Below are 21,699 nucleotides of genomic sequence, written 5' to 3'. Positions count from 1 at the left end.
TTCACTCCAGATTTGTGTGATTGGCGCGCATCGTGTCCGGCGGGATCCTTAGCTTGTCACGCAAATGCAGGATGAGCAGTTCGAAGAAAATGAACTGGGTCGCTTCGAACAGCGAACCCATGGGCAAGATGGATGTCGGTGCGCCCCGATCGTTGGCCATGGTCTGGGCTGGCAGATGAACGAGGTGATCAGCCGACTGCGGCGCTGCACCAGCTGGTTCCGCGGTCACGCACATGGTCGCCGCGCCGGCACTCTTTGCGGCCGATAGAAGCGCTGAAACCGTCGAAAAATCGCCAGGTCCAGCGCTGACGATCAGCAGATCGCCTGCGCCTATCGGCGGCGTTGTCATGTCGCCAACGACATGGGCATCGAGGCCGAGATGAAACAGCCGCATGGCTAGAGACTTCATCATCAGCCCCTCGCGTCCGACACCGTACAGAGCGATGCGCTTTGTCTGCTCGATGGGACCGGCCATGACGTGCAATTGGTCGGGGAGCGCCGCATCCAGCACGTCTCCCACTTCGAACAAGGCCTGTCTGGCGGTTTCCTGTCCGATCATTCCGCCGCCTGCTGGTTGCCATAAGTGAGCTTTGGCATGACTGCAGCGAGAGCCGCGTCGGTCAGACCGGTGTCCTCTAGAAAATCGAAGATCGTGTAGCGGCGCCGGATGAAGGCGGCCGCGCGCATCGTTCGCATCAGATGACCGGCATCGACGCCGATATGCGCCCCGTGTGTTGGAGCACCAGCTCGTTGCAGCATGGTGACCATTGTATCAGCGCGAAGCAGATGATCCCTCAGTCGCGTGCGCAGGGCTGGCCATGTTGCTATGATGTGAAGAAGACGTTCTCGTTGCTGCGGTTGGCCAATGTGTTTCGCAGCAACCTCCACCATCGCCTTGTTGGCGATGGAGGGATCGGCGATAGCCTGTCTTGCGGCCACGTGCTTTCCTGAAAGATTGGATGATGATGCAAGCACCGCGTCAACATCAAGGCCCGTCAGATCCTGATCGAGAAGCCAGTCGAACAGTGCGAGCACCGCAACGCAGCCTACCGAAACCGCTGCACCATGGCTGACTTTCCTGCCTTCATACGTGTGGCCTTCCATTTCCCACATGTGGGCAATCTGGTGGTCTGCACCTGACGCCGGTCGTGACGAGCCATGGAATTCCATCGCGAAGCCCACGGCGGTCAACCCGACAAAAAGACGGGCAACCGCATCGGGGTCGCTGGCCGCGATTCCCTGAGAGCCCGTAAGCCAGAAGCGCAAATGATCTTGAACGAGTGGCCAGGCCAGATCGTCAATCGGTTCAACGCCCAGTGCGTCGGCAAGCAGCCAATCGCCGCCTGCCGGCACCTTTCCAGCCAGGTCGCCATAGCCCCAACCGTTCATTTCTGCGGGCGCCGCCGCAATCACCTCCAGATCAGCCACCATTGCGATTGGTGCGCGTGTCGGGATGGTCACCTTGAAGCCGTCCCGCGCCAACGGCGCTCCCGCGCTGGTGTAGCCATCCATTGAAGCCGCTGTCGCCACGGTCACATAGGGGCGATCGGTTTCCTTCGCCGCCCACTTGACCAGATCATTGATGACGCCAGAACCAACGGAAACTGGAAACATGCTCGAATCAGAGGCGAGACGCGCCCTGAAAGGCTCTGCCTCCTCGACTGAAGCGACGGGGAGCGGGTCGCTTGGCAAAACCAGCGTCTCCACGTCAAAGCCACTGGATTGCAGTGTCTCCACCACCGGGGCACCGGCAGCAGCGAAGCCGGCATCGTCCGCCATTACCAGCACGCGCGATGCGCCTCCAACCGTTGCCATTGCGCGCCTGACGACCTGGCCGGTCTCGGCAAGCGCACCGTGACCGATGATCACTTCATGCGTGACCTTCGATCTGGCCACTGCCGGGTCGATGAGTTCGGTGATCTGTGCGGACCAACTGGTCAAAGTTCACATGCCTTCGTCAGAGTGCTTGCCCATCGGCACCGAACCGATGAAGGCGCTCGGGTGGAAACGCGAGTCGTACTTGATCTCCCTGGTTCACCGCATCTTCGCCATCGGTCTTGATGACGATTTGCTCGCCATCTTCGGAGCGAGCGTAAAGATAGCTCTCTCCGCCAAGCTGTTCCTTCACCGTCACCTGCACAGGCAGTCCTGTTTCGGCGATGCGCACATGCTCGGGCCGAATGCCGATCTTGGCTGCTCCCGCACCGCCGACGACCTCGCCGAGCTTGCTCTGCGCCGCCATGATGTTCATCGCGGGCGATCCGATAAAGCCGGCGACGAACTCGCTTGCGGGCTTGTTGTACAACTCCAGAGGCGCACCAACCTGCTCAACCTTACCGCCGTTGAGCACCACGATCTGGTCGGCCATTGTCATCGCTTCGACCTGATCGTGGGTGACGTAGATCATCGTTGCACCGAGTTCCGTGTGCAGCGACTCAAGCTCGATGCGCATCTGCACCCGCAGCTTCGCATCGAGGTTGGAAAGCGGTTCGTCGAAAAGAAAAACCTTGGGGTGTTTGACGATTGATCGCCCAATGGCAACGCGCTGGCGCTGGCCGCCAGACAGCTGTCCCGGCTTCCGATCAAGCAACTCGGACAGCTGGAGAATGCGTGCGGCGTCCTGAACTCTGCGCGCTCGCTCATCGGCTGGTATGCCGTTGACCTTCATGCCGAATTCAATGTTCGCCCGAACCGTCATATGGGGATAAAGCGCGTAGGACTGGAAGACCATGGAGAGGTCGCGGTCTGCCGGATTGAGGTCCGTTACGTCGCGTCCATCGATAGTGATCGTGCCGCGGTCCACACCCTCCAGCCCAGCGATGCAGCGCAGAAGCGTCGACTTTCCGCATCCCGAGGGGCCCACAAAAACAACAAAAGCGCCATCGGAAATGTCGAGCGAAACGCCCGACAATGCCTGCAGCGATCCATAGAACTTGTCGATCGTTTCAAGATGCACAGTCGCCACGAATTCCTGATCCCCCGCTTCACGGCCAGAGATGCCCCTCCAAACGCCCATACATTTTTATGTTGACAGATACAACTGTTTTTACATTTGTATAGACAGAGCGACAAAAATATCGCCTCAATGAGTCACCAAGGGAGGAGACAACCATGAAACTGAAGAGCCTTCTTGCGACCACCGCGCTGTGCGCTGGCATCGCATCACCCACCATCGCAGGCGCCTGGAGCCTGGAGGAGGCCGCCGCCCCCTATGCTGGAACGACCGTTGATGTCGTTTTCCTGCTGCGCCCGGGCTACGAGGCCATCGAAGCGATGTTGCCGGCCTTCGAGGAAGCCACCGGCATTGATGTGAATATCATCAAACATCCCTATGAGAACGCGCTCGGTGAGCAGGTGCGTGATTTTGTTGCCGGTGGTGATCTCGATATCGCCCTGATCGATCTCGTTTGGATCGGCAACTTCGTCGAAAATGAGTGGGTCGTCTCCGTCGATGAAATCATGGAGACCTATCCGGACATCATCGATCCGGAACTCAACATGGACGACTTCTTCCCGCTCGTGCTGAACGCGTTCGGCGGCTGGAACGACACCATCTATGGCCTGCCTTTCGACAATTACTCCGGCCTGATGTTCTATAATCGCTGCATGCTTGAAGAGGCTGGTTTCGATGGCCCTCCCGAGACCTGGCAGCAGCTGATGGATGATTATGGCCCGGCTCTGACCACCGGTGATCAATACGCCTACGCGCTGCAGTCCAAGCGCAATGAGACCCAGTCCGCAGACAGCTTCGCCCGCATGCTGTGGCCTTTCGGCGGCTCGTTCCTTGACGCCGACTTCCGCTCGAACTTGCTGAGTGAAGAGAGCCAGGCCGGTCTTCAGTTCCGCCAGGAACTGATGCAGTACATGCCAGACGGCATCGTCGCCTTTGACCATGCAGAGACGGTGAACGCGTTCGCCCAAGGCGAGGTCGCCATGATCACCGAATGGTCGGCATTCTACTCGACAGTTGTCGACCCTGACACGTCGCGTGTTGCTGATTGCGTCGGAATCGCGCCGGAGCCGATGGGACCGGCGGGCCGTAAGCCAGCCCTTGGCGGCTTCTCGCTGGCCGTCGCCTCTCAGGCCGACGAAAACGAGAAAGCGGCAGCTTGGCTTTTCATCCAGTGGGCAACCTCCGCAGCGAATGCGGTCGAGTACCTTGAGCGTGGCGGTGTTCCTGCTCGCCAGTCGGCCTATGCTGATCCGGCGCTGGCCGAGACCTACACATTCATCCCCGCGCTGGTGGAAAGCTGGCAGGATGGCGTGCCGGAGTTCCGCCCACGCTTCGCCGAATGGCCAGAAATCTCCGAAGTCGTTCAGGAGTGGGGTACCCGGATGATGCTTGGTGAGGTCTCCGTTGAGGAAGGCGCCGCCGAGATCGGCACCCGGATGGAAGACATCCTGGAATCGGCCGGCTACTACAGCGGCGACAAACCGCTCGCGCAGTAACCGATCTATCATCTGAGCTTGTCGGGGCGGCCTCGCGCCGCCCCGATTGTCGCATTCGCCTTTCTGAGGACCAACGCCTATGCGCGGCAAGGCTTCCCGCAAGACGATCTTTGGGTTTGTCGGCCCCGCAGTCATCGCGCTTGCCGTCATCGGCATTGCGCCGCTCCTCTACGCCGCCTGGACCTCCCTGCATTTCTTCAATCTGACGCGCCTTCGCCAGCTTCGATTTGTGGGCCTTGAAAACTACGGAACCGTACTGACCGATCCGGTGTTCTGGCAGGCCATGGGCCGCACGTTTTTCCTTCTGGTCACATCCCTGCCTCTACAGATCGCATTGGGTCTGGGCATTGCCCTTGTGCTTCATCAGCCGGGCCTTAGCCTCGTCAAGACGCTGTGCCGGTTGAGTCTCGTGCTCCCGATGGCCACGACCTATGCAGTTGTCGGCCTGCTTGGCCAAGTCATGTTCAACCAGCGCTTTGGCGTGGTGAATCAGCTGATGGGCGGCGCGGACATCAACTGGATCGGCGATCCGACCAATGCATTCATCATGATCGTCTTCTGGGACGTTTGGCAGTGGACGCCCTTTGTGGCACTGGTGCTGCTCGCCGGCCTCAGCATGGTGCCCGGAGAGATCGAGGAGGCGGCAAAGCTCGAAACGAAGAAGTGGTTCACCATTCTCCGTTACGTGCAACTCCCCTTCCTGATCCCGGGACTTGTGGCGGTACTCATTCTGCGTACCGCCGATACGCTGAAGCTGTTCGACATGGTTTTCACGCTCACCCGAGGCGGCCCGGGCGCATCGACCGAGTTCATTTCCCTGATGATCCAGCGTGTCGGCTTCCGCGCTTTTGATCAGGGCCTTGCATCGGCGCAGGCAATTATCCTTCTGATCATCACCATCATTCTGGCGCAGATCTACATCCGCGTCTTCTACAAGGAGGTCTGAGGTAATGAATTTGTCTCAGCGCTCCGCTTTCATTCAGCTGTTGCTGTTGTTCGCAATCATCCTCGTGTGCGTATTCCCCTTTTACTGGATGGTGACCACGTCGCTGAAAACGCAGGTTGTCGCGCTTGAAGCGCCACCTGTCTGGCTCTTCGAGCCGACGCTCGACAATTACCGCGAGGCGCTGTTCGAGGACGGCGTTTTGCAAACGCTGATCAACTCGTTGATCATCGCGATTTCAACCACCGCGCTGGCGTTGGTGCTCGGGATACCGGCTGCCTTCGCGCTGGCCCGGTTTGAGTTCCGCGGCAAAAAGGACCTCTGGTTTTGGTTCATTACAAACCGGATGATCTCGCCCATTGTACTGGCGCTTCCATTCTTTCTGATCGCCCGCAATCTCAACCTGCTCGATCGGCACATCACGCTTATCCTGATCTATCTGACGTTCAACCTGCCCATTGTCATTTGGATCGTCACCGATCAGTTTCGCGGAATACCCATTGAACTCGATGAAGCCGCCCGTATGGAAGGTGCGTCACAGTTCACAATCATGAGCAAAATCTGCCTGCCGCTCGCCATGCCCGGCGTGGCGGTATCCGCAATCTTTTCGTTCATCTTCTCATGGAACGAGTTGATGTTTGGCCTGGTGCTGACGCGAACCGACGCCAAAACCGCGCCAGCGATGGCGGTGTCCTTCATGGAGGGCTACAACCTGCCTTATGGGAAGATCATGGCGACGTCGACCCTCATCGTGATCCCCGTCTTGATCTTTGCGCTCATTGCTTCCAAGCAGCTTGTCCGAGGCCTCACGATGGGCGCCGTGAAGTGAGGATCAAACGTGTCCCGGAAGCCGAAAACTGAAATTCTCGATGCCGAGGAACAGTTGCTTGTCCGCCTTGCCTACGCCTGCGAAGTGCAGGGTCTGACACAGGGGCAGGCTGCCGAAACCTTCGGGATTACACGCCTTCGGGTCAACAAGGCCCTTGCGGAGGCGCGGGAACGCGGCCTGGTCCGGGTGTCGATCAACTCTCCGCTCGGCGCATGTGTCGAGCTGGAACACGAACTGTGCGATGCTTTCGATCTCGACAGCGCGACCGTTGCACCTGTCGCCGGCGAGAACTTCAATATTCATACCATTTTGGGTTCCGCGCTTGGGCAGTTTCTGACCCGGTTTCTGGCGCGCGAGGAGGTATGCCTGTTCGGTATGTCATGGGGTAACACCTTGAACATGGCCACCCGCTTCATTGAGCCTCTGGACCGCCCTGATCTGGAAATCACATCGGTGATGGGCGGCCTTGCCAAAGGCTCTGACGTCAACAGCTACGAAATCACCACGCGTCTCGCCGACCTGTGCAACGCGGCTCACAGCTACTTCACCGCGCCGGTCTACACTGCGAGCCTCGAAAGCCGGAACATTCTGCGGGCCCAGCAGGAGTTCCGCCGCTCAATCGAGAAAATCCGCGCGGCAGACGGTCTTGCTCTGGCCGCCGGCGACATGGCGAACTCCCTGCTACTCGCAGATGGTCTGCCTGATGATGTGACGATCGCCGAGCTGGTGGAAGCGGGGGCGGTGGGCGACATCATGGGCTATTTTCTCGACCAGTACGGCCAACCGATCGACCACGAGATCAATCAACGTATCCTCGGTCTCGACATTGAGGATCTTAATGACTTGCCCAACGTGATCGTCGCCGCCGGCGGGATCAACAAAGTTCCGATAATCCGCGCAATCTTGAAGCGTGGCTGCGTCAATCATCTTGTTATCGATGAACGCGCGGCGTTGTGCCTGCTGGAGCCTGTCCGGTGATTGTCGCCGGCATTGATCTGGGCACTTCCGGTATTAAGGTAGCCTTGGTTGATGAGGGCGGAACGTGCGTCGCAAGCGCGAGCCGTCCCTCTCCGGTGGACGCACCCCACCCGGGATGGAGCCAGCAGCACCCTGATCAATGGGTGCGGCTTACCTTTGAAATCCTTGATGAGCTGGCCACGGATCATGGGCCGTTGATGGCGCGTCTGCGAGCCGTATCGCTGTCCGGTCACATGCTCGGTCAGGTGCTTCTCGATACAAGCGACAGCCCCACAACGCCTTGTATTCTCTGGAACGATCAACGGTCGACCGCTGAATGCGCTGAGCTGCTGGAGCGCGTACCCGATATAGGTTGGCGCACCAATGGTCAGCCCGATCCGGGGCTAACTGCGCCAAAGTTGCTGTGGCTGGCCAAACATAAACCTGACGCGTTGCGGACCGCAGACACGCTTATGCTGCCCAAGGACTATGTTCGCCTGCATTTGACAGGAGAGCGGGCAACGGAAGTCACTGATGCGTCTGGAACGATGCTACTCGACTGCGCATCGAGCAGTTGGGATGATCAGTTGCTGGCGGTTGTGGGCTGGGATCGCACACGACTGCCACCGCTTCTGAAATCCTGCGACTATGCAGGCCAGCTTCGCTCCGAGCTTTGTGCGCGTTGGGGGACACCGAACACCGTTATGTTCGCTGCGGGAAGCGGCGACAATTACGCTGGCGCTTTGGGCGTGGGGGCGGCAGTTCCCGGCCGTGCCGCCTTGAGCATAGGCACGTCGGGTGTCCTGAGCGCCGTCGATGGCAGTTTCCATCCGGCGCCGGACAAGGCGATCCTTACGACGCCCCATGCGGTGGATGGTACGTTCTTGTCCATGGGTGTGGTGATGGCGGCGACCCAGGCGCTGGACTGGCTGGCGCGGCTCACCGGTACGCCCGCTGGGGAGTTGGCGGGGCTGGCCGCACAGCTGACGCCGCATGAGATCGAGCGTTGCCCGGTATCCCGAGCATCGATCACCGGGGTCCGGACGCCGGACAACCGGCCAGACGCATCCGGATTCATCGGCGGGCTTAGAGGAGGGCACAGCAAAGCCGAACTCGCCTACAGCATCATGGAGGGCGTGGCGATGCAGTTTCTCGCCGCCTATCGCGCGCAACGCGCGTCGAAAGTCCCCATTGCATCAATCCAGGCAGTGGGCGGCGGAACGCGTTCCGTATTCTGGACCGGCCTCATAGCCACCTTGCTCGAAACAACCTTGGCGGTGCCTAGACAAGGCGAACTCGCCGCATGTTTGGGCGCAGCCCGCATGGCTGCAGCCGCACTGGACCCGACAAACGCCAAAAGCATCTTGGGCGCTGTGCCGGTCTCAACCAGGAAGATTGAGCCGAACCGGGTGCTGCACGAGGCGTTGCATGATCGCTTCGAGATGCATCTTAGGCTGCCGTTCGCGACATAGGGCGTGATGTTGGCAACCATCGACCCTGCTGACGCCCTTGGCTGAATTTGACGGCCGGAGCCGCTCTTTATTAGCCAAGCAGAACATTTGTGGGCTCCGGCGCGTCGATATCGCCAAGCTTCTGGGTTTCGGCTCTGAGTTGCGGCTGTACGGAGTTTGGCATGCGTGTTTCCTCTATGCTTGTGTCTTCGCAGACGTCGTTCCGCACACTCAGCAAGTCTTAGTCCCCCCCCCCGGCATTTTTCTTTTGTGGCAGAGCGGCTTGCATCCGCTTCGGGGGTGTCTAGAGCACGTCTGGTTCAGGTTGGTTCATATCCGGCGTTTTTGAAGCAGTCGGTGCATTCGTGCGGTGACGGGGTTGGGACCAACCGGCCAACATGACGCCATTTGTCTTCAACGGATCGTTTTTGTGCCGTGCGCATCCAGTGCTTGATCTTGGAGAAGCTCTGCTCGATCGGGTTGAGGTCCGTCGAATATGGCGGCAGGAAACACAGCCGCGCGTCAGCGGCGTTGATGGCCGCGCGGACGGCCTTTGATTGGTGACTGCCCAGATTGTCCATAACGACGATGTCACCTGCATGAAGGGTGGGCACCAGATGCTGTTCGACCCAGGCCCGGAAGCATTCGCCATTGATCGGGCCGTCAAACACGCAAGGCGCGTTCCGAAGTTTCCGCAACGCCGCACCAAGATGAACGCTTCGTTAGCTCTGATCGGTACCCGGCGACACGGCCCCCGAACGCCTTTTCCGGCGAACAGGATACCAAGCCGCCAATAGGCGAGCCGACCACGCGCATCGGCCGATCCGCGCAACTTCCTGCACAGGACAGCGTCGTCACGATCCGGTTGGTGGCGCTGAAAGACAGACCGACAAAGGTTCGCCAATTGGCGCGCTCGGCTCTCCGCGAGGCCATGCCGTTCAATCGGGGCCCGAGCATCGCGCTTCTGTCGACGTTCGGTTGCTCACATTCGGACATGTCCAAGCCATTGGGGGCTCAGCAACCGTGAGATACGATCGCCGCCAGACGGTCTCACAAGCACTCTTCGAATAGCTTGCGGGTGTTTTCCGCTGTCATCTTGACCGGGTTGCCGCCGACGCTCGGATCTTCGAGCGCCGCGGCGGTCAGCGTGTCGAGATCGGGGGCGGTGACGCCCAATTCGGTGAGCGTCGCCGGGATGCCCAACGCGGTGTTTTGCGCCGAGACGAAATCGCAGAAGCCCTCATAGCCGCCCGCAATGCCCATATAGGCCGCGGCGCGGGCAAGCGGTTCAGCGACCGCTTCACAGTTGAAGCGCAGCACCGCCGGCATCACCACGGCGTTCGTCGTTCCATGATGGGTGTGATGGTGGGCGCCGATCGGGTGGCTCAGCGCATGAATGGCGCCCAGACCCTTCTGAAATGCGGTCGCGCCCATGGCCGCGGCGGCCATCATGTGGCTCCGCGCTTCGATATCGGTGCCATCGGCATAGGCGCGCGGCAGATAGTCCTTGACCAGCCGCATGCCCTCGAGCGCGATGCCCTGGCTCATCGGATGGTAGTGCGGCGAACAATAGGCCTCCAGACAATGGGCGAACGCATCGAGCCCGGTGCCTGCGGTCACGTGCGGTGGCAGTCCGACGGTCAGTTCGGGATCGCAGATCACAACGGCCGGCAGCATTTTGGGATGGAAGATGATCTTCTTTTCCCTGGTGGCCGTGTTGGTCAGCACGCCGGCGCGGCCAACCTCGGAGCCGGTGCCCGCCGTGGTCGGAACCGCCACGATCGGATGGATGCTGCACGGGTCGGCACGCGTCCACCAGTCGCCGACATCCTCGAAATCCCAGACGTGTCGGCTCTGGCCCGCCATGAACGCCAGCACCTTGCCCAGATCGAGCCCGGAGCCGCCGCCAAAGGCCACCACGCCGTCGAACCCGCCCGCGCGATAGGTTTCGAGCGCTTCATCGAGATTCTCGCCGGTCGGATTGGGGTCGACGGCGGAAAAGAGCGCGTCGCCAAGCCCGGCATCTGCCATGTGTTGGCGCGTGGCATGCGTGATGTCGAGCTCGGCGAGCCCCCGGTCGGTCACCAGAAGCGGCCGCGAGATCCCCGCCGTCTGGCACGCCTCGCCAATTTCAGCGATCCGGCCCGCGCCGAAGCGGATGGTCGTGGGATAGGACCAGTTACCGTTGAGTTGCATCGGGTCAGACCTTCTTCAGATGGTAGGATTTGGGGCGTGTCAATGCGTGATAGGCCAGAACCGACAGGCCCGTGCCGCGACCGGTGTCCTTGCAGCCTGTCCAGCACAGCGCCGGGTCCAGATAGTCGCAACGGTTCATGAAGACGGTGCCGGTCTGCACCTTGGCGCCGATGTCCAATGCTGCCTGCACATCGCGCGTCCACAGCGAAACGGTCAGGCCGAAATCGCTGTCATTGATGCGTTGGATCGCTTCGGCATCGTCCTTGACGGCCATGATGCCGACAACGGGACCGAAGGTCTCATCGCGCATGACGCGCATGTCATGGGTCACTGCCGTCAGGATCTGCGGGGTCAGATAGGCGGCACCGTCATCCTCGGGAAACGGCGCGATATGGGCCATGGCACCAGCGGCAACCGCCTCGCTGATCTGGGCCCGCGCCTCGGCGGCAAAGCGCACATGCGCCATCGGGCCGATCGTCGTCTCCTCATCGAGCGGGTTGCCAAGCCTGTAACCCTTCACCAGCGCGACAGCCTTGTCGACAAAGGCGTCGTACAGGCTGTCATGCACGTAGATCCGTTCGATCCCGCAGCAGCACTGGCCCGAATTGAACATCGCCCCGTCGATCAGCGTGTCCACGGCCGCGTCGAGATCGGCATCGGCGCGAACATAGCCCGGATCCTTGCCGCCGAGTTCCGTTGCCACCTGCGAGAACGTGCCTGCCGCGGCCCGCTCCATGGCCCGGCCGCCGCCCACCGAGCCGGTGAAGTTGACGACCTCGAAGGCCCGTGCCGCGATCAGCTGCGCCGTCGTGTCATGGTCGAGAACGAGGTTCTGGAAGACGTCGGCCGGCACACCAACGGCATGAAACGCCTCGGCAAGCCGCTCGCCGACCAGAAGAGTCTGGGCGGCGTGCTTGAGCACCACGGTGTTGCCGGCGATCAGCGCGGGCGCAATCGTGTTGATTGCGGTCATATAGGGGTAGTTCCACGGTGCAACGACGAAGACCACGCCTTGCGGCTCGCGCAGAATCTGGCGCAGGAAGCTGTCGCTGTCCTCAATGACCAGTGGCGCAAGCCCTTCTTCGGCCAGTTCGGCCATCTTCCCGGCCCGCTCGGCAAACCCGCCGAATTCGCCGCCGTAGCGCACCGGGCGGCCCATCTGGTTCGCAAGTTCCACCGCCATGCGATCGGTGGTCTTGCCCACCTCTGCAACTGCCGCAAGCACAAGCGCGATCCGTTTGTCGAGCGGGCGCGCGGCCCATGCCGGCTGGGCGGCGCGCGCGCGCGAAGCGGCCGCATGGGCAAGATCGGCCGCCATCACCGGGCGCTCGAGATAGACCGATCCGTCGATCGGGGAAATCAGGCTTACTGTCGCTGACACGCTAGGTCCCTCAATGGTGTGGAGGTGGCAGTTCCGGCATCAGCGCCGGAGCGCTCATGCCCGCTCGAACCCGCGGGCGATCTCCCAATCGGTCACCACCCGGTCGAACTCTTCCTGCTCCCATTCGGCGCAGCGCACGTAATGGTCGATCACCTCGTCACCCATGGCCGTGCGCAACATGGCCGAGCCGCGCAGAGCCTCGGTCGCATGACGCAGGGTGCGCGGAATGTGATCGTCGTCGCCCGCTTCGTAGAGATCGCCCTTTGTTGCCGGGCCAAGGTCCAGCCCCTCCTCGATGCCGCGCAATCCGGCCGCAAGCAGTGCCGCCTCGGCAAGGTAGGGATTGAGATCGGAGCCGCCGATCCGGCACTCGATGCGCGCGGCAGGCGTGTCTTCGCCACACAGACGGAAGCCGGCCGTGCGGTTGTCGACGGACCAGCCGGTCTTGGTCGGAGCAAAGCTGCCCTTCACGAAGCGCTTGTAGCTGTTGACGTAAGGCGCGAGGAACACTGTGCAGTCGCCGGCATATTTGATCTGGCCGGCGAGGAACTGGCGCATCGGCATCGACATGCCGTGCTGCGCGCCCTGCTCGAAGAAAAGCGGCTTGCCGTCATGCCACAGCGACATGTGCACATGGCTGGCGCTGCCGACCTTGTCATGATGCCATTTGGGCAGGAACGAGGCCGCCCGGCCAAGCATCCAGGCGATTTCCTTGACGGCATGTTTGGCGATGGTGTGGTGATCGGCACAGCTCAGCGCATCGGCATACCGGATGTTCAGCTCTTGCTGGCCGGTCTCCGCCTCGCCCTTGGAGTTTTCCACCGGGATACCGGAGGCGACCAGATGATTGCGCACCGGCCGCATCACCGGCTCCTCCTTGGTGGTCTGAAGAATGTGGTAATCCTCATTGTAGCCGGAGATCGGCTCCAGATCGCGAAAGCCGGATTTTCGGATCTCGTCATAGCTCTTGGCGAACAGGAAGAATTCGAGCTCCGTGGCCATCATCGGCACAAAGCCCATCGCCTCTGCCCGTTCGATCTGCGTCTTGAGAATGGTGCGAGGGTCGTGGGGTACCGGTGTGTGGCCGTGATGGTCCAGCACGTCGCACAGCACCAAAGCCGTTCCTTCGAGCCAGTCCACTCGACGCAGTGTCGCCAGATCCGGGCGCATCATGTAATCGCCATAGCCCTGACGCCAGCTCGTTGCGGCATATCCGTCGGGCGTCGCCATCTCCAGATCGGTGGCCAGCAGGTAATTGCAGCAATGGGTCTCCGAATGTGCCTTTTCGACGAAATGGGTCGCGTGGAAGCGCTTGCCCATCAACCGCCCCTGCATGTCCACCAGGCAAACAAGCACCGTATCGATTGTGCCGCCGGCGACCTCGGCTTTCAGTGCCTCGAAACTCAGATTACCGCTCACTGCCATCCCCTCTCATGCTGATATCCCGTCCAATGGCCTGGCTTGGCATCGGTCTTCGCGCCGCCTCGGCCGATGCCAGGCAACGGCACACAGGGCGATGCTGACTGCATCGAGTCGGCCGTACCTGGTCTTGGCGGCTATCGCGCATCGGCACGTCCAGCCAACCCGATTCCGACCCTGTCCAGTCCGCGCGCAAGCGGCCGCGCAAGACCGTGCGCCGTGCGTGCAACGCCCGCGGGCATGGCGAGCAGATCGTTGCGCAATTCCAGCATCACGTTTGGCAGGCCACGCGGTATAGCATGTCGCTTGAGCGTATGCGTGACCCCGTCGGACGCGTCATATGGCGCGTTGAGCTGCGCGTTCAGCGTCAATGTGCCGGCCGCTTCCGTCAGCATTGCCCGAGCCAAGGTAGGGTCGGCGTCATGCAACAGCCCCAGTTCTACGCGCCGCGGCTCGCCGTGATAGATCGGCGTGAAGCTGTGAACCGTGACCAGCGCAACCGGGGCGCCCGCCAGCTTGTCCGTTTGGGCATCGAGCGCGCCCGACAGGCAATCACGGAAGGGCTCGTAAACCGCGCGTATGCGAGCCTCGCGGTCTGCTTCACTCAGGTCACGATTGCCCGGAACATCGAAAACCTCGCTGCGGGCAGGCATGGCATCGGGCGCATGTGGCGGGCGGTTGCAGTCGTAGACGAGGCGCGAAATGCGTGAGGCCACAAGGGGCGCGTCGAAAGCCGCGCTCAACTCCAGCGCCAGATCGAACGCGCCAATGTCCCAAGCCGCATGCGAGCGCGCCACGTCCGCGCTGATCCCCAAGCCATCCAAAGCTGAGGGGATGAAGCGGCTCGCATGGTCGCAAACGAAGACGATCGGCGCCCGCCCGCCGGCATTGTACACCCGTGCCGCCGGCCTCTCGAAATCGGCCAGAAACGGTGACACCGTCGGCCTTGCGCCGCCATTGGCGGCCAAAACGCCTCGGTCATCCGTCGGCTCGCCGCTGTCGTGTGCTTCGATCATGATGGCACGGATTCCGGTTCGGGCATTGCAGCGCCGTGCAGCAGGGCGGTCGCCCCCATTTCTTCTAGACCCTTGAAAGATGTTCGACCCAGCGCGGATCGTGCATGATCGCGCGGCCGCGGAGCAGCTTCCACGCGCCGTACTTGAAGAAATCGAAGTCGAGCTGCGAAACGCGCTGCTGCACATAGGACCAGAAGGCCCATTTGATGTCCGCCAACGCCTTGTGGACGATGACGCGCGCATAGGTCTGTTCGCTCACCGAACCGAAATAGGCCTCGAGCAGCTCCATCTCGATCTCGCGGGAGAAGAACATCTCGCCGAACCAGATGCCGAAATCGTAGCATCGATCGTTCATGGAGGCATATTCGTAGTCGATCAGCATGATCGAGCCGTCGGAACCGATCATGAAGTTGCCGGCCATTGGATCGTTGAAGCACGGCACCAGATCAAGCCCGGAAGCCTCCAGCGCCCGTCGCGCCATGCGGTACTGGTCCATCAGCCAGGGATAGTCCGGCGGGCGCCAGCCGCCGAGCTCGGTGATCTGACGATCGTGCTCCTCGATCATGTCGAAGACAGTCTTGGTCAGGGATAGCGGCGCCACCGCGTGGAAGGCACGATAGGCCTCAATCGCCGCCAGCCGCGGGCCGGGCTGTCCGAAATCGGTGTTGGTGCAGGAGCGCCGGTCGGACATGAAGTCGTTGATCTCGATTCCATCCTCGTAAAGATCGTCATAGACGCGCGGTCCCACGCCTTGCGCGGCCGCCTTGCGGCTGGCGTCAAAGGCGGCCGCCCGGTCGATGAACATCTCGGTGCCGGCGCCCGGTATCTTGACGAAGTAATGCTTGCCGTCCTCCGCCGTGGTGACGCGGAAATTGGGGTTGCTGATGCCGCCCGCAACGGGCCGGTAGCTCAGCGTCTTGCCCTGGAACAGGGCGGCGCGCGCCAGCGCGGCTTCGAGCGTGTGTTCCGCCTCGCTGGCAGCTTGGCCGGGCGTCTTGTCGGTCATGAAAAGCCTCCTGCCTCCGAACCGGTCAGAGTTTGCGCAGACGTTCTTCGAACTGCGGCTGCAGCATTGCCTGCCGGCAGCGCAGAAGCCGCCACTCGGCATATTTGCGGAATTCGACATGCACGCGCGGCGAGGTTTCGGCGCTCAGCATCGCCCAGAGAGCCCACATCAAATCGTCGGCCGCGCCATAGACCACGGTCCGGTTGAGCAGCGCGGTGTCGGCCCGGCCGGCCCAGTGCTCGACATAGGGTTCGCGTTCGCTGGCAAAGGCGCAGACTTCGGTCAGAAGCACGGCCAGATCGTATGCCGGATCGTTCATGCCGGCACGGTCATAGTCGAGAAGCTTCACCGCGCCTTCCGGCCCGATCATGATGTTGGACGACACCCCGTCATTGCGACAGGGAACCAGATCATGGCCGGCGGCCGCGATCGCCTTCTCGATGGCGCTGCCCTGTTCCAGCATCCACCAGCCATCGGCGGGCAATGCAATATTGGCGGCTATGAGCCGGGTCTCAAGCGCGCGAATTTCGGCGAAGACGTCAAAACGCACGGGCAATGCGGCACCGGCCTGAAACGCGCGTGCGGCGTCCAGGGCCGCTTTCATCACCCGCGCCTCCTGCAGGTCGGCCAGACTGGCGGTGCGCCAGCCCTTTCCGAGATGTTCCATCGCGACGGCACCGCCGTCTGCATCGGCCCAGATGATGCCTGGCCCCGCGCCGGTCTCGCCGGCGAGTTGCGCGCCGGTGGCACCCGCAGCACGATCGAACAATCCGTCCATGTCCGGACGAGGCACTTTCAGCACGCCGGAGGCACCACCCTCAGGCTCGACCAGCCAAAGCGCGCCCGCCACCCCGCGATGCATCGGCGATACGACATCGGGGCACAGCTGCGCATAGGCGGAGGCAGACGTTGCCCATTGCGGCACCTGCGCGATCAGCGCCTCGACCGCCGCCTCCTCGTCGGTCCTTGCGCGTCCCAATGCGGTCATGTGGCACCCCTTCCTTCCGACCGGGCGGTTGCAGCGTCGAGATCCCCTTCGGCTTCGTGCAGCCGCCACAGCATCGCAGCCAGCACGTTCGCGCCGCGCTCGCAATCCTCTGGCGTCGTGTATTCGTCCGGATGATGCAGGATGCCGCCGACACTCGGCACGGCGATCACGATGCCCGGACAATACCGGCTTAGTGGCACCGCGTCGTGGCCGCCGATCGTTTCCAGGCGCATCGTCTCGAGCCCCTGTGCCGCCGCTTCGGCTTCGCACAGTGCCACAAGACGCGGGTCGAACCGGCCCGCCTGACGGCGGTCGATCGAAATCACCTCGTGGCCGACGCTCGCGCGTGCCGCGCTTTCCTCGAGGAGCACCATCAACTCCGCTTCGGCCTCTTCGAGCATGGGCTGTTCGGGCGCGCGCAGCTCGATGAACATGGTGGCGCGCTCGGGCACCATGTTGGGCGAATTGGGTTCGACCACCAGGCGGCCCACCGACGTGTAGAGCGCCCCGTCGCGCTTGTCCGACATGGCCCGCAGTCCGGCCATCACGTAGGCAGCGCCGAGACCGGCGTCCTTGCGTTCGGCCATGACGGTCGGCCCGGTATGGGCGCGCTCACCCAGCATGGCGGCCCGCACCTTCAGCGCGCCCCAATAGTGTTCGAACGGGCCGATATGGCGCCCGCTTTGCTCGAGCGCCGTATCGCCTTCGACATGGAACTCGATGTAGCAATCGGCCCTGGGCGCGGCATCGGTGCCGGCATAGCCGATGCGGGCCAGTTCCGCTCCCACCGAGACGCCGTCGCCGTCCTCGCGGGCGAGCGCGAAATCAAGATCGAGTTCCCCCGCATAGACGCCCGAACCCAGAAGGCTGGGCTGGAAGCGCGCCCCCTCTTCATTGGTCCAGTCGACCACCGCGAAATTGCAGCCGGGCGCTTCGCCGCGCGCGTCGAGATGGGCGCGTACCGCTTCGATGGCGGCAAGGGCGGCGACGACGCCATAGGCGCCGTCGAAACGCCCGCCATTGGGCTGGCTGTCCAGATGCGAGCCGACCAGGACCAGCGGCGCGTCCGGACCGGCCGTTTCGAGCACGCCGAACACGTTGCCGACCGGATCGACACGCACCTCGTACCCGCGGCGTTCCATCAGCGAACACAGCCAGTCGCGCGCCTTTCCATGCTCGGTGGTGGCGGCCATGCGGTTGAGCGCGCCCGGTTCGCCGGTGGCCCCGAATGCGGAAACCTCTTCCATCATGGCATCGAGCCAGGGGCGGTCGACGGCAAGGCGGTCATTGGCAAGCGTTTGGGTCATGAGGCGACGGGTTCCGGTTGAAGCAGATGGCATGCGGCGCGGTCATGGTCGCCGCGATAGACAGGCTGGGGGTTGATCTTGCGGCAGCGGTCAAAGGCCGAGGGGCAGCGTGAAGCGAATGCGCAGCCCGGCGGCAGGTCGATGGGACTGGGCGGTTCGCCCTCCAGCAGGCAGTCTTCCGGGCGGTATCGGCGGTCTTCCAGCGTCGGTGCCGCGCTCAACAGCGCCTTGGAGTAGGGGTGACCGGGATTGAAGAACAGGCGCTCGTTGGCGGCGAGCTCGACCACTTCGCCCAGATACATCACGGCGATGCGCGCGCACACGCGCCGCACCAGCGCGATGTCGTGTGAGATGAACAGATAGGTGAAGCCATGCTGTGCCTGCAGCCGCTCGAACAGATCGATCAGCCGGCTCTGCTCGGTCTGGTCGAGCGCAGACAGCGTCTCGTCCATTATCATCAGGCGCGGTTCGAGTATCATCGCACGCGCCACGTTCACGCGCTGGCGCTGGCCGGCCGTCAGTCTGGTGGGCAGCGATTCGTAGAGCGACCTGTCGAGGCCGACTTCGCCCATCATGTCGAGCGCGCGGGTGCGGCGCTGCCGGCGGTCGCCCTCGTTATGGATCACCAGCGGCTCGGAAATGATCTCACCGATTGAACTCTGCGGCGGCAGGGAACCGAAAGGGTCCTGAAGGACAAGTTGCACCTCGCGCCGAAAGCGCCGTGTGCCGGCACGCCCGCGGCCGAATATGTCCTCACCATCGAAGACGATATGGCCGGTGTCAGGCTTTTCGAGCGCCGTCAGAAGGCGCATGAGCGTGGACTTGCCGCAACCGGACTCGCCCACCACACCGAAATTCTCGCCCGCATGAATGTCGAAGCTGACATCCCGCACCGCCTGCAGCAGCTTCGGCTTGCCCAGACCCGACTTGCTCTTGATCGGGTAGACGCGGCTGACATTTTGCACCGAGAGCACGGTTTGCGCCTTGTCGGTTGCGGCAGCGGTCGTCATGCCGTCGCGGTGCCACAGCTTCGGCAGTTCATCGATCAGTTTCCGGGTGGCTGCGTGGCGCGGACGGGAGATCACGTCGTCGACCGCCGCGAATTCGGCCACGCGGCCGCCCTCCAGCACCAGAATCTCGTCGGCCACGTCCGCAACGGTCGGCAATGATGCGCTGATGAACAGGATCGCGGTGTCGAAGCGTTCGGACAGTTCGCGCATGAGTTTGAGGATCTGCGCGCCAACGGTCACGTCGAGCGGCTGCGTGATGCTGTCGGCGATCAAGAGCTCCGGATTGGCGATCAGCGCATCGACGATCATCGCACGCTGCATCATGCCTCCCGAATATTGGAAAGGATATTCGCCGAAGCGCTGCTCGGGCGAGGGGATGCGCACGGCGCCCAAAAGCGCGACGGCGCGCTCCCTTGCTTCCTTGTAGGACACGCCAGGTTCGACCGCGCGCAGTTTCTCGACGATCTGCTCGCCGACATGCATTGTCGGGTTCATTGCGCCCTGCGGGTCGCCGCCCACATAGGCAATCGTCTTGCCGCGCAGTCGGGCCGAGCGATCGGACGGCATCGCCAAGATGTCCTCGCCGCGAAACCGGATTTCGCCGGAGGTCACCTCGAGCGGCGGGCGCAGCCAGTTGACGAGCGCGTGCGCCAGCGTGGTCTTGCCGGAACCGCCGGGACCGATGACACCGAGAATGCGTTTGGCCTGAAGGCTGAAGGACACATCATCAAGAATTCGAGGAGCGGCCTCGGCTCGGCCAGCCTCCACCGTCAGTCCACGGACGTCCAGAAGCGGTGTTTCGGTCATTCCAGACCTCCGTAGATGCGGTTGCGCGCCCGCTCGAGTGCCGCTCCCATCAGATTGAGGCTCAAAAGCGTGACGAGCAGGAAGATGCCCGGCATGGTCGCGATCCACCACGCGTTGACCAGATATTTGCGGCCGTCGGCGATGATGTTGCCGAAGGTCGGCGTGGGCGGCTGAACGCCAAGACCCAGAAAGCCGAGAACCGCCTCGAAGATCATCATCCGTGCGACGTCGAGCACCGCGACGAAGACGATGGGCGGCAGACAGATCGGCAGCAGCAGCAGGAACATGATGCGCAGATCCGACGCGCCGAGCACGGTGGCGCCGCGCACATACTCCTTGTTTCGCTCGGCGAGGATGACGCTGCGCATCACCCGGGCATAAACCGGCCAGCCGGACAGCCCCAGCACCAGGATGATCGCCGGGATCGTCGGCCGTGCGACTCCCAGAATGGCGATGGCAAGAATGATCATGGGGATCGAAAGCTGCGCGTCGGTGATGCGCATCAGAACCGTGTCGGTCAGTCCGCCGCGATAGCCGGCGAACAGGCCGACCATACAGCCAACTGCCAGCATCAGCAGCACCGTCGCCAGACCGATCAGCAGGGAATAGCGCAGGCCCACAAGGCAGCGCATCAACATGTCGCGGCCCAGCTGGTCGGTGCCCAGCGGGTGGCGCCAACTCCACCCTTCGCCCAGGAACAGGGGCGGCGTCATCCGTGCGCGCACATCCATCGCGATCGGGTCAATGGAACTGAACAGCGGATAGAACAGCGCGATCAGAACCATGAACACGAAGACGAAGAAGCCGATCCGGAACTCCGCCGAGCTCCAGGCGCCCGAGAGGATGCGCTGCGAGACGCTGTTTTCGGCATCCGGCGTCGTGACGGCAGCGAGCGAGGTAGTCTGGTCTGTCATCAGTATTCGAGCCTCGGATCGATCATCGTTGCCAGCAGGTCGACAAAGATGTTGATCATCACGAACGCCACGCTGGTGACGATGGCGATGCCCTGGATGAGCGGGAAATCGCGTTGCAGGACGGCATTGATCGTCAGCAGGCCCAGCCCCGGATAGTCAAAGATGAACTCGACCACCAGGACACCGCCCAAAAGAAGGCTGAATTGGACGCCGAGAAGGTTCAGCAGCGGCACCGAAGCGTTCTTGAGCGCGTGGGCCATGATGATCCGCGTCTGACCGAGCCCGCGCACCGCCGCCGCGCCAATGTAGCTTTCGCGCATGACCTGTGCGACCGAGACCGAGAGCGTGCGTATGATGAACGGCGCGATCTCCACGGCGAGCACGATGGCGGGCAGGATCGTATAGGCGAAATTCTCGTAGCCGATGGCCGGCAGCCATCCGAGCTGCACCGAGAAGACCAGCGCCAGAACAATGCCCAGCCAGAAGTTGGGAACCGAGACGAAGACCGATCCCAGATAAAGCGCCACGCGATCCGGCCATCGCCCCGGACTGAGGCCGGCAAAGACCCCGATGGGGACGGCCACCAGGAGCGCCAGCGCCATGGCCAAAAGAGCCAGTTGGATCGTGTAGGGCGCGGTTTCCGCGATCAGCGTCAAGACCTGTGCGCGTTCGCCGCGGGTCGCGTCATCGAACGCTGCGCCGCCAACCGCCGCGCCGCTGGCCGGGCGCACGAAGGACTGCCCCAGATCGCCTTGAACCACGCCTGACATATAGCGGGCGAACTGCACGGGGATGGGGTCGCGCAACCCCATCTCCTCGGCAATTTGCTCGACGAGCGTGTCGGGCGCCATGCCGCCGACCATGAGCCGCACCGGGTCGCCCGGGATCACGCGCAGAAGCGTGAAAATCAGGAAGGTCACCAGCAGGACGATGACCGCTCCCTGCGCCAGGCGCCGGGTCAGAAAGCCCAATAGAAACAAAGACGCGACTCCGTGGCGTTGGCAATGGCATCAGAAGGAAACAGCG

The 21,699-nt window shown here is 62.4% G+C and carries 18 protein-coding genes and 1 pseudogene; 5 read left to right on the top strand and 14 right to left on the bottom strand.

The genetic code is table 11. The features are described 5' to 3' along the window. Nucleotide 1: 1 nt before the first annotated feature. From ACOQOU_RS07845 to ACOQOU_RS07835, 3 genes are read right to left on the bottom strand one after another with little or no spacing between them, the layout of a single operon-like run. Nucleotides 2–559 carry an SIS domain-containing protein gene (locus ACOQOU_RS07845; RefSeq protein ID WP_109765553.1) on the bottom strand — a complete coding sequence of 186 codons (558 nt, stop codon included), beginning with the start codon at nucleotides 557–559 and terminating at the stop codon, nucleotides 2–4. Further along, on the bottom strand, nucleotides 556–1,941 hold the full coding sequence (locus ACOQOU_RS07840; protein ID WP_306024892.1) for an iron-containing alcohol dehydrogenase: 1,386 nt from the start codon (nucleotides 1,939–1,941) through the stop codon (nucleotides 556–558). Before ACOQOU_RS07840 ends, ACOQOU_RS07845 begins: the two co-directional genes overlap by 4 nt. Before the next feature lie 16 nt (nucleotides 1,942–1,957). Further along, nucleotides 1,958–2,965 carry an ABC transporter ATP-binding protein gene (locus tag ACOQOU_RS07835; protein ID WP_109765778.1) on the bottom strand — a complete coding sequence of 336 codons (1,008 nt, stop codon included), beginning with the start codon at nucleotides 2,963–2,965 and terminating at the stop codon, nucleotides 1,958–1,960. 146 nt (nucleotides 2,966–3,111) lie between these two features. On the opposite strand from ACOQOU_RS07835, the gene ACOQOU_RS07830 reads away from it, so the two are divergent. The 5 genes from ACOQOU_RS07830 to xylB all read left to right on the top strand — a co-directional run bounded on the left by ACOQOU_RS07830 (nucleotide 3,112) and on the right by xylB (nucleotide 8,650). Next, nucleotides 3,112–4,449 carry an ABC transporter substrate-binding protein gene (locus ACOQOU_RS07830; protein WP_306024893.1) on the top strand — a complete coding sequence of 446 codons (1,338 nt, stop codon included), beginning with the start codon at nucleotides 3,112–3,114 and terminating at the stop codon, nucleotides 4,447–4,449. Nucleotides 4,450–4,528: 79 nt separating this feature from the next. Further along, the gene (locus tag ACOQOU_RS07825) at nucleotides 4,529–5,395 is read left to right on the top strand and encodes a carbohydrate ABC transporter permease (RefSeq protein ID WP_109765547.1); all 867 of its coding nucleotides are present in this window, start codon (nucleotides 4,529–4,531) and stop codon (nucleotides 5,393–5,395) included. Nucleotides 5,396–5,399: 4 nt separating this feature from the next. Then, complete coding sequence (locus ACOQOU_RS07820) at nucleotides 5,400–6,221, top strand: carbohydrate ABC transporter permease (protein WP_306024894.1); 822 nt, start codon at nucleotides 5,400–5,402, stop codon at nucleotides 6,219–6,221. Nucleotides 6,222–6,230: 9 nt separating this feature from the next. Beyond that, nucleotides 6,231–7,199, top strand: coding sequence for a sugar-binding transcriptional regulator (locus ACOQOU_RS07815; RefSeq protein WP_109765543.1), 969 nt, complete (start codon nucleotides 6,231–6,233; stop codon nucleotides 7,197–7,199). Beyond that, nucleotides 7,196–8,650, top strand: coding sequence for a xylulokinase (xylB, locus tag ACOQOU_RS07810; protein WP_306024895.1), 1,455 nt, complete (start codon nucleotides 7,196–7,198; stop codon nucleotides 8,648–8,650). Before ACOQOU_RS07815 ends, xylB begins: the two co-directional genes overlap by 4 nt. Before the next feature lie 299 nt (nucleotides 8,651–8,949). On the opposite strand, the pseudogene ACOQOU_RS07805 reads toward xylB, so the two are convergent. The 11 genes and pseudogenes from ACOQOU_RS07805 to ACOQOU_RS07755 all read right to left on the bottom strand — a co-directional run. Next, a pseudogene (locus tag ACOQOU_RS07805) lies at nucleotides 8,950–9,339 on the bottom strand (transposase); the annotation flags it as partial. A 340-nt stretch (nucleotides 9,340–9,679) separates the two neighbouring features. Beyond that, entirely contained in the window at nucleotides 9,680–10,825 is a 1,146-nt protein-coding gene (locus ACOQOU_RS07800) for an iron-containing alcohol dehydrogenase (RefSeq protein WP_306024896.1), read from the bottom strand. Nucleotides 10,826–10,829: 4 nt separating this feature from the next. Then, nucleotides 10,830–12,206, bottom strand: a complete 1,377-nt coding sequence (locus tag ACOQOU_RS07795; RefSeq protein WP_306024897.1) for an aldehyde dehydrogenase family protein — start codon at nucleotides 12,204–12,206, stop codon at nucleotides 10,830–10,832. Nucleotides 12,207–12,260: 54 nt separating this feature from the next. Then, nucleotides 12,261–13,631, bottom strand: coding sequence for a glutamine synthetase family protein (locus ACOQOU_RS07790; RefSeq protein WP_306024898.1), 1,371 nt, complete (start codon nucleotides 13,629–13,631; stop codon nucleotides 12,261–12,263). Nucleotides 13,632–13,762: 131 nt separating this feature from the next. Continuing rightward, nucleotides 13,763–14,521, bottom strand: coding sequence for an N-formylglutamate amidohydrolase (locus ACOQOU_RS07785; protein WP_306024899.1), 759 nt, complete (start codon nucleotides 14,519–14,521; stop codon nucleotides 13,763–13,765). Nucleotides 14,522–14,705: 184 nt separating this feature from the next. Then, on the bottom strand, nucleotides 14,706–15,647 hold the full coding sequence (locus ACOQOU_RS07780; RefSeq protein WP_109765534.1) for a choline kinase family protein: 942 nt from the start codon (nucleotides 15,645–15,647) through the stop codon (nucleotides 14,706–14,708). 25 nt (nucleotides 15,648–15,672) lie between these two features. Continuing rightward, complete coding sequence (locus ACOQOU_RS07775; protein ID WP_306024900.1) at nucleotides 15,673–16,635, bottom strand: phosphotransferase family protein; 963 nt, start codon at nucleotides 16,633–16,635, stop codon at nucleotides 15,673–15,675. Beyond that, nucleotides 16,632–17,942, bottom strand: a complete 1,311-nt coding sequence (locus ACOQOU_RS07770) for a Zn-dependent hydrolase (protein WP_306024901.1) — start codon at nucleotides 17,940–17,942, stop codon at nucleotides 16,632–16,634. The genes ACOQOU_RS07775 and ACOQOU_RS07770 overlap by 4 nt, the downstream gene beginning before the upstream one ends. Continuing rightward, entirely contained in the window at nucleotides 17,939–19,759 is a 1,821-nt protein-coding gene (locus ACOQOU_RS07765; protein WP_109765528.1) for an ABC transporter ATP-binding protein, read from the bottom strand. The genes ACOQOU_RS07770 and ACOQOU_RS07765 overlap by 4 nt, the downstream gene beginning before the upstream one ends. Continuing rightward, nucleotides 19,756–20,673 (bottom strand): ABC transporter permease, encoded by a 918-nt coding sequence (locus ACOQOU_RS07760; protein WP_306024902.1) that lies wholly within the window; start codon nucleotides 20,671–20,673, stop codon nucleotides 19,756–19,758. The genes ACOQOU_RS07765 and ACOQOU_RS07760 overlap by 4 nt, the downstream gene beginning before the upstream one ends. Beyond that, complete coding sequence (locus ACOQOU_RS07755; protein ID WP_109765524.1) at nucleotides 20,673–21,653, bottom strand: ABC transporter permease; 981 nt, start codon at nucleotides 21,651–21,653, stop codon at nucleotides 20,673–20,675. Before ACOQOU_RS07755 ends, ACOQOU_RS07760 begins: the two co-directional genes overlap by 1 nt. Nucleotides 21,654–21,699 lie beyond the last annotated feature (46 nt).

Source organism: Oceaniradius stylonematis (assembly GCF_965223445.1).
Lineage (GTDB): Bacteria > Pseudomonadota > Alphaproteobacteria > Rhizobiales > Rhizobiaceae > Roseitalea > Roseitalea stylonematis.
The sequence above is the reverse complement of the archived record's forward strand: the minus strand, read 5'-3'. Positions and strand labels throughout refer to the sequence as shown.

Coding starts and splice junctions, on each gene's coding strand:
- ACOQOU_RS07845 (WP_109765553.1), bottom strand. CDS start 559: ATGATCGGACAGGAAACCGCCAGACAGGCCTTGTTCGAAGTGGGAGAC.
- ACOQOU_RS07830 (WP_306024893.1), top strand. CDS start 3,112: ATGAAACTGAAGAGCCTTCTTGCGACCACCGCGCTGTGCGCTGGCATC.
- ACOQOU_RS07825 (WP_109765547.1), top strand. CDS start 4,529: ATGCGCGGCAAGGCTTCCCGCAAGACGATCTTTGGGTTTGTCGGCCCC.
- ACOQOU_RS07820 (WP_306024894.1), top strand. CDS start 5,400: ATGAATTTGTCTCAGCGCTCCGCTTTCATTCAGCTGTTGCTGTTGTTC.
- ACOQOU_RS07800 (WP_306024896.1), bottom strand. CDS start 10,825: ATGCAACTCAACGGTAACTGGTCCTATCCCACGACCATCCGCTTCGGC.
- ACOQOU_RS07790 (WP_306024898.1), bottom strand. CDS start 13,631: ATGGCAGTGAGCGGTAATCTGAGTTTCGAGGCACTGAAAGCCGAGGTC.
- ACOQOU_RS07780 (WP_109765534.1), bottom strand. CDS start 15,647: ATGACCGACAAGACGCCCGGCCAAGCTGCCAGCGAGGCGGAACACACG.
- ACOQOU_RS07775 (WP_306024900.1), bottom strand. CDS start 16,635: ATGACCGCATTGGGACGCGCAAGGACCGACGAGGAGGCGGCGGTCGAG.
- ACOQOU_RS07770 (WP_306024901.1), bottom strand. CDS start 17,942: ATGACCCAAACGCTTGCCAATGACCGCCTTGCCGTCGACCGCCCCTGG.
- ACOQOU_RS07765 (WP_109765528.1), bottom strand. CDS start 19,759: ATGACCGAAACACCGCTTCTGGACGTCCGTGGACTGACGGTGGAGGCT.
- ACOQOU_RS07760 (WP_306024902.1), bottom strand. CDS start 20,673: ATGACAGACCAGACTACCTCGCTCGCTGCCGTCACGACGCCGGATGCC.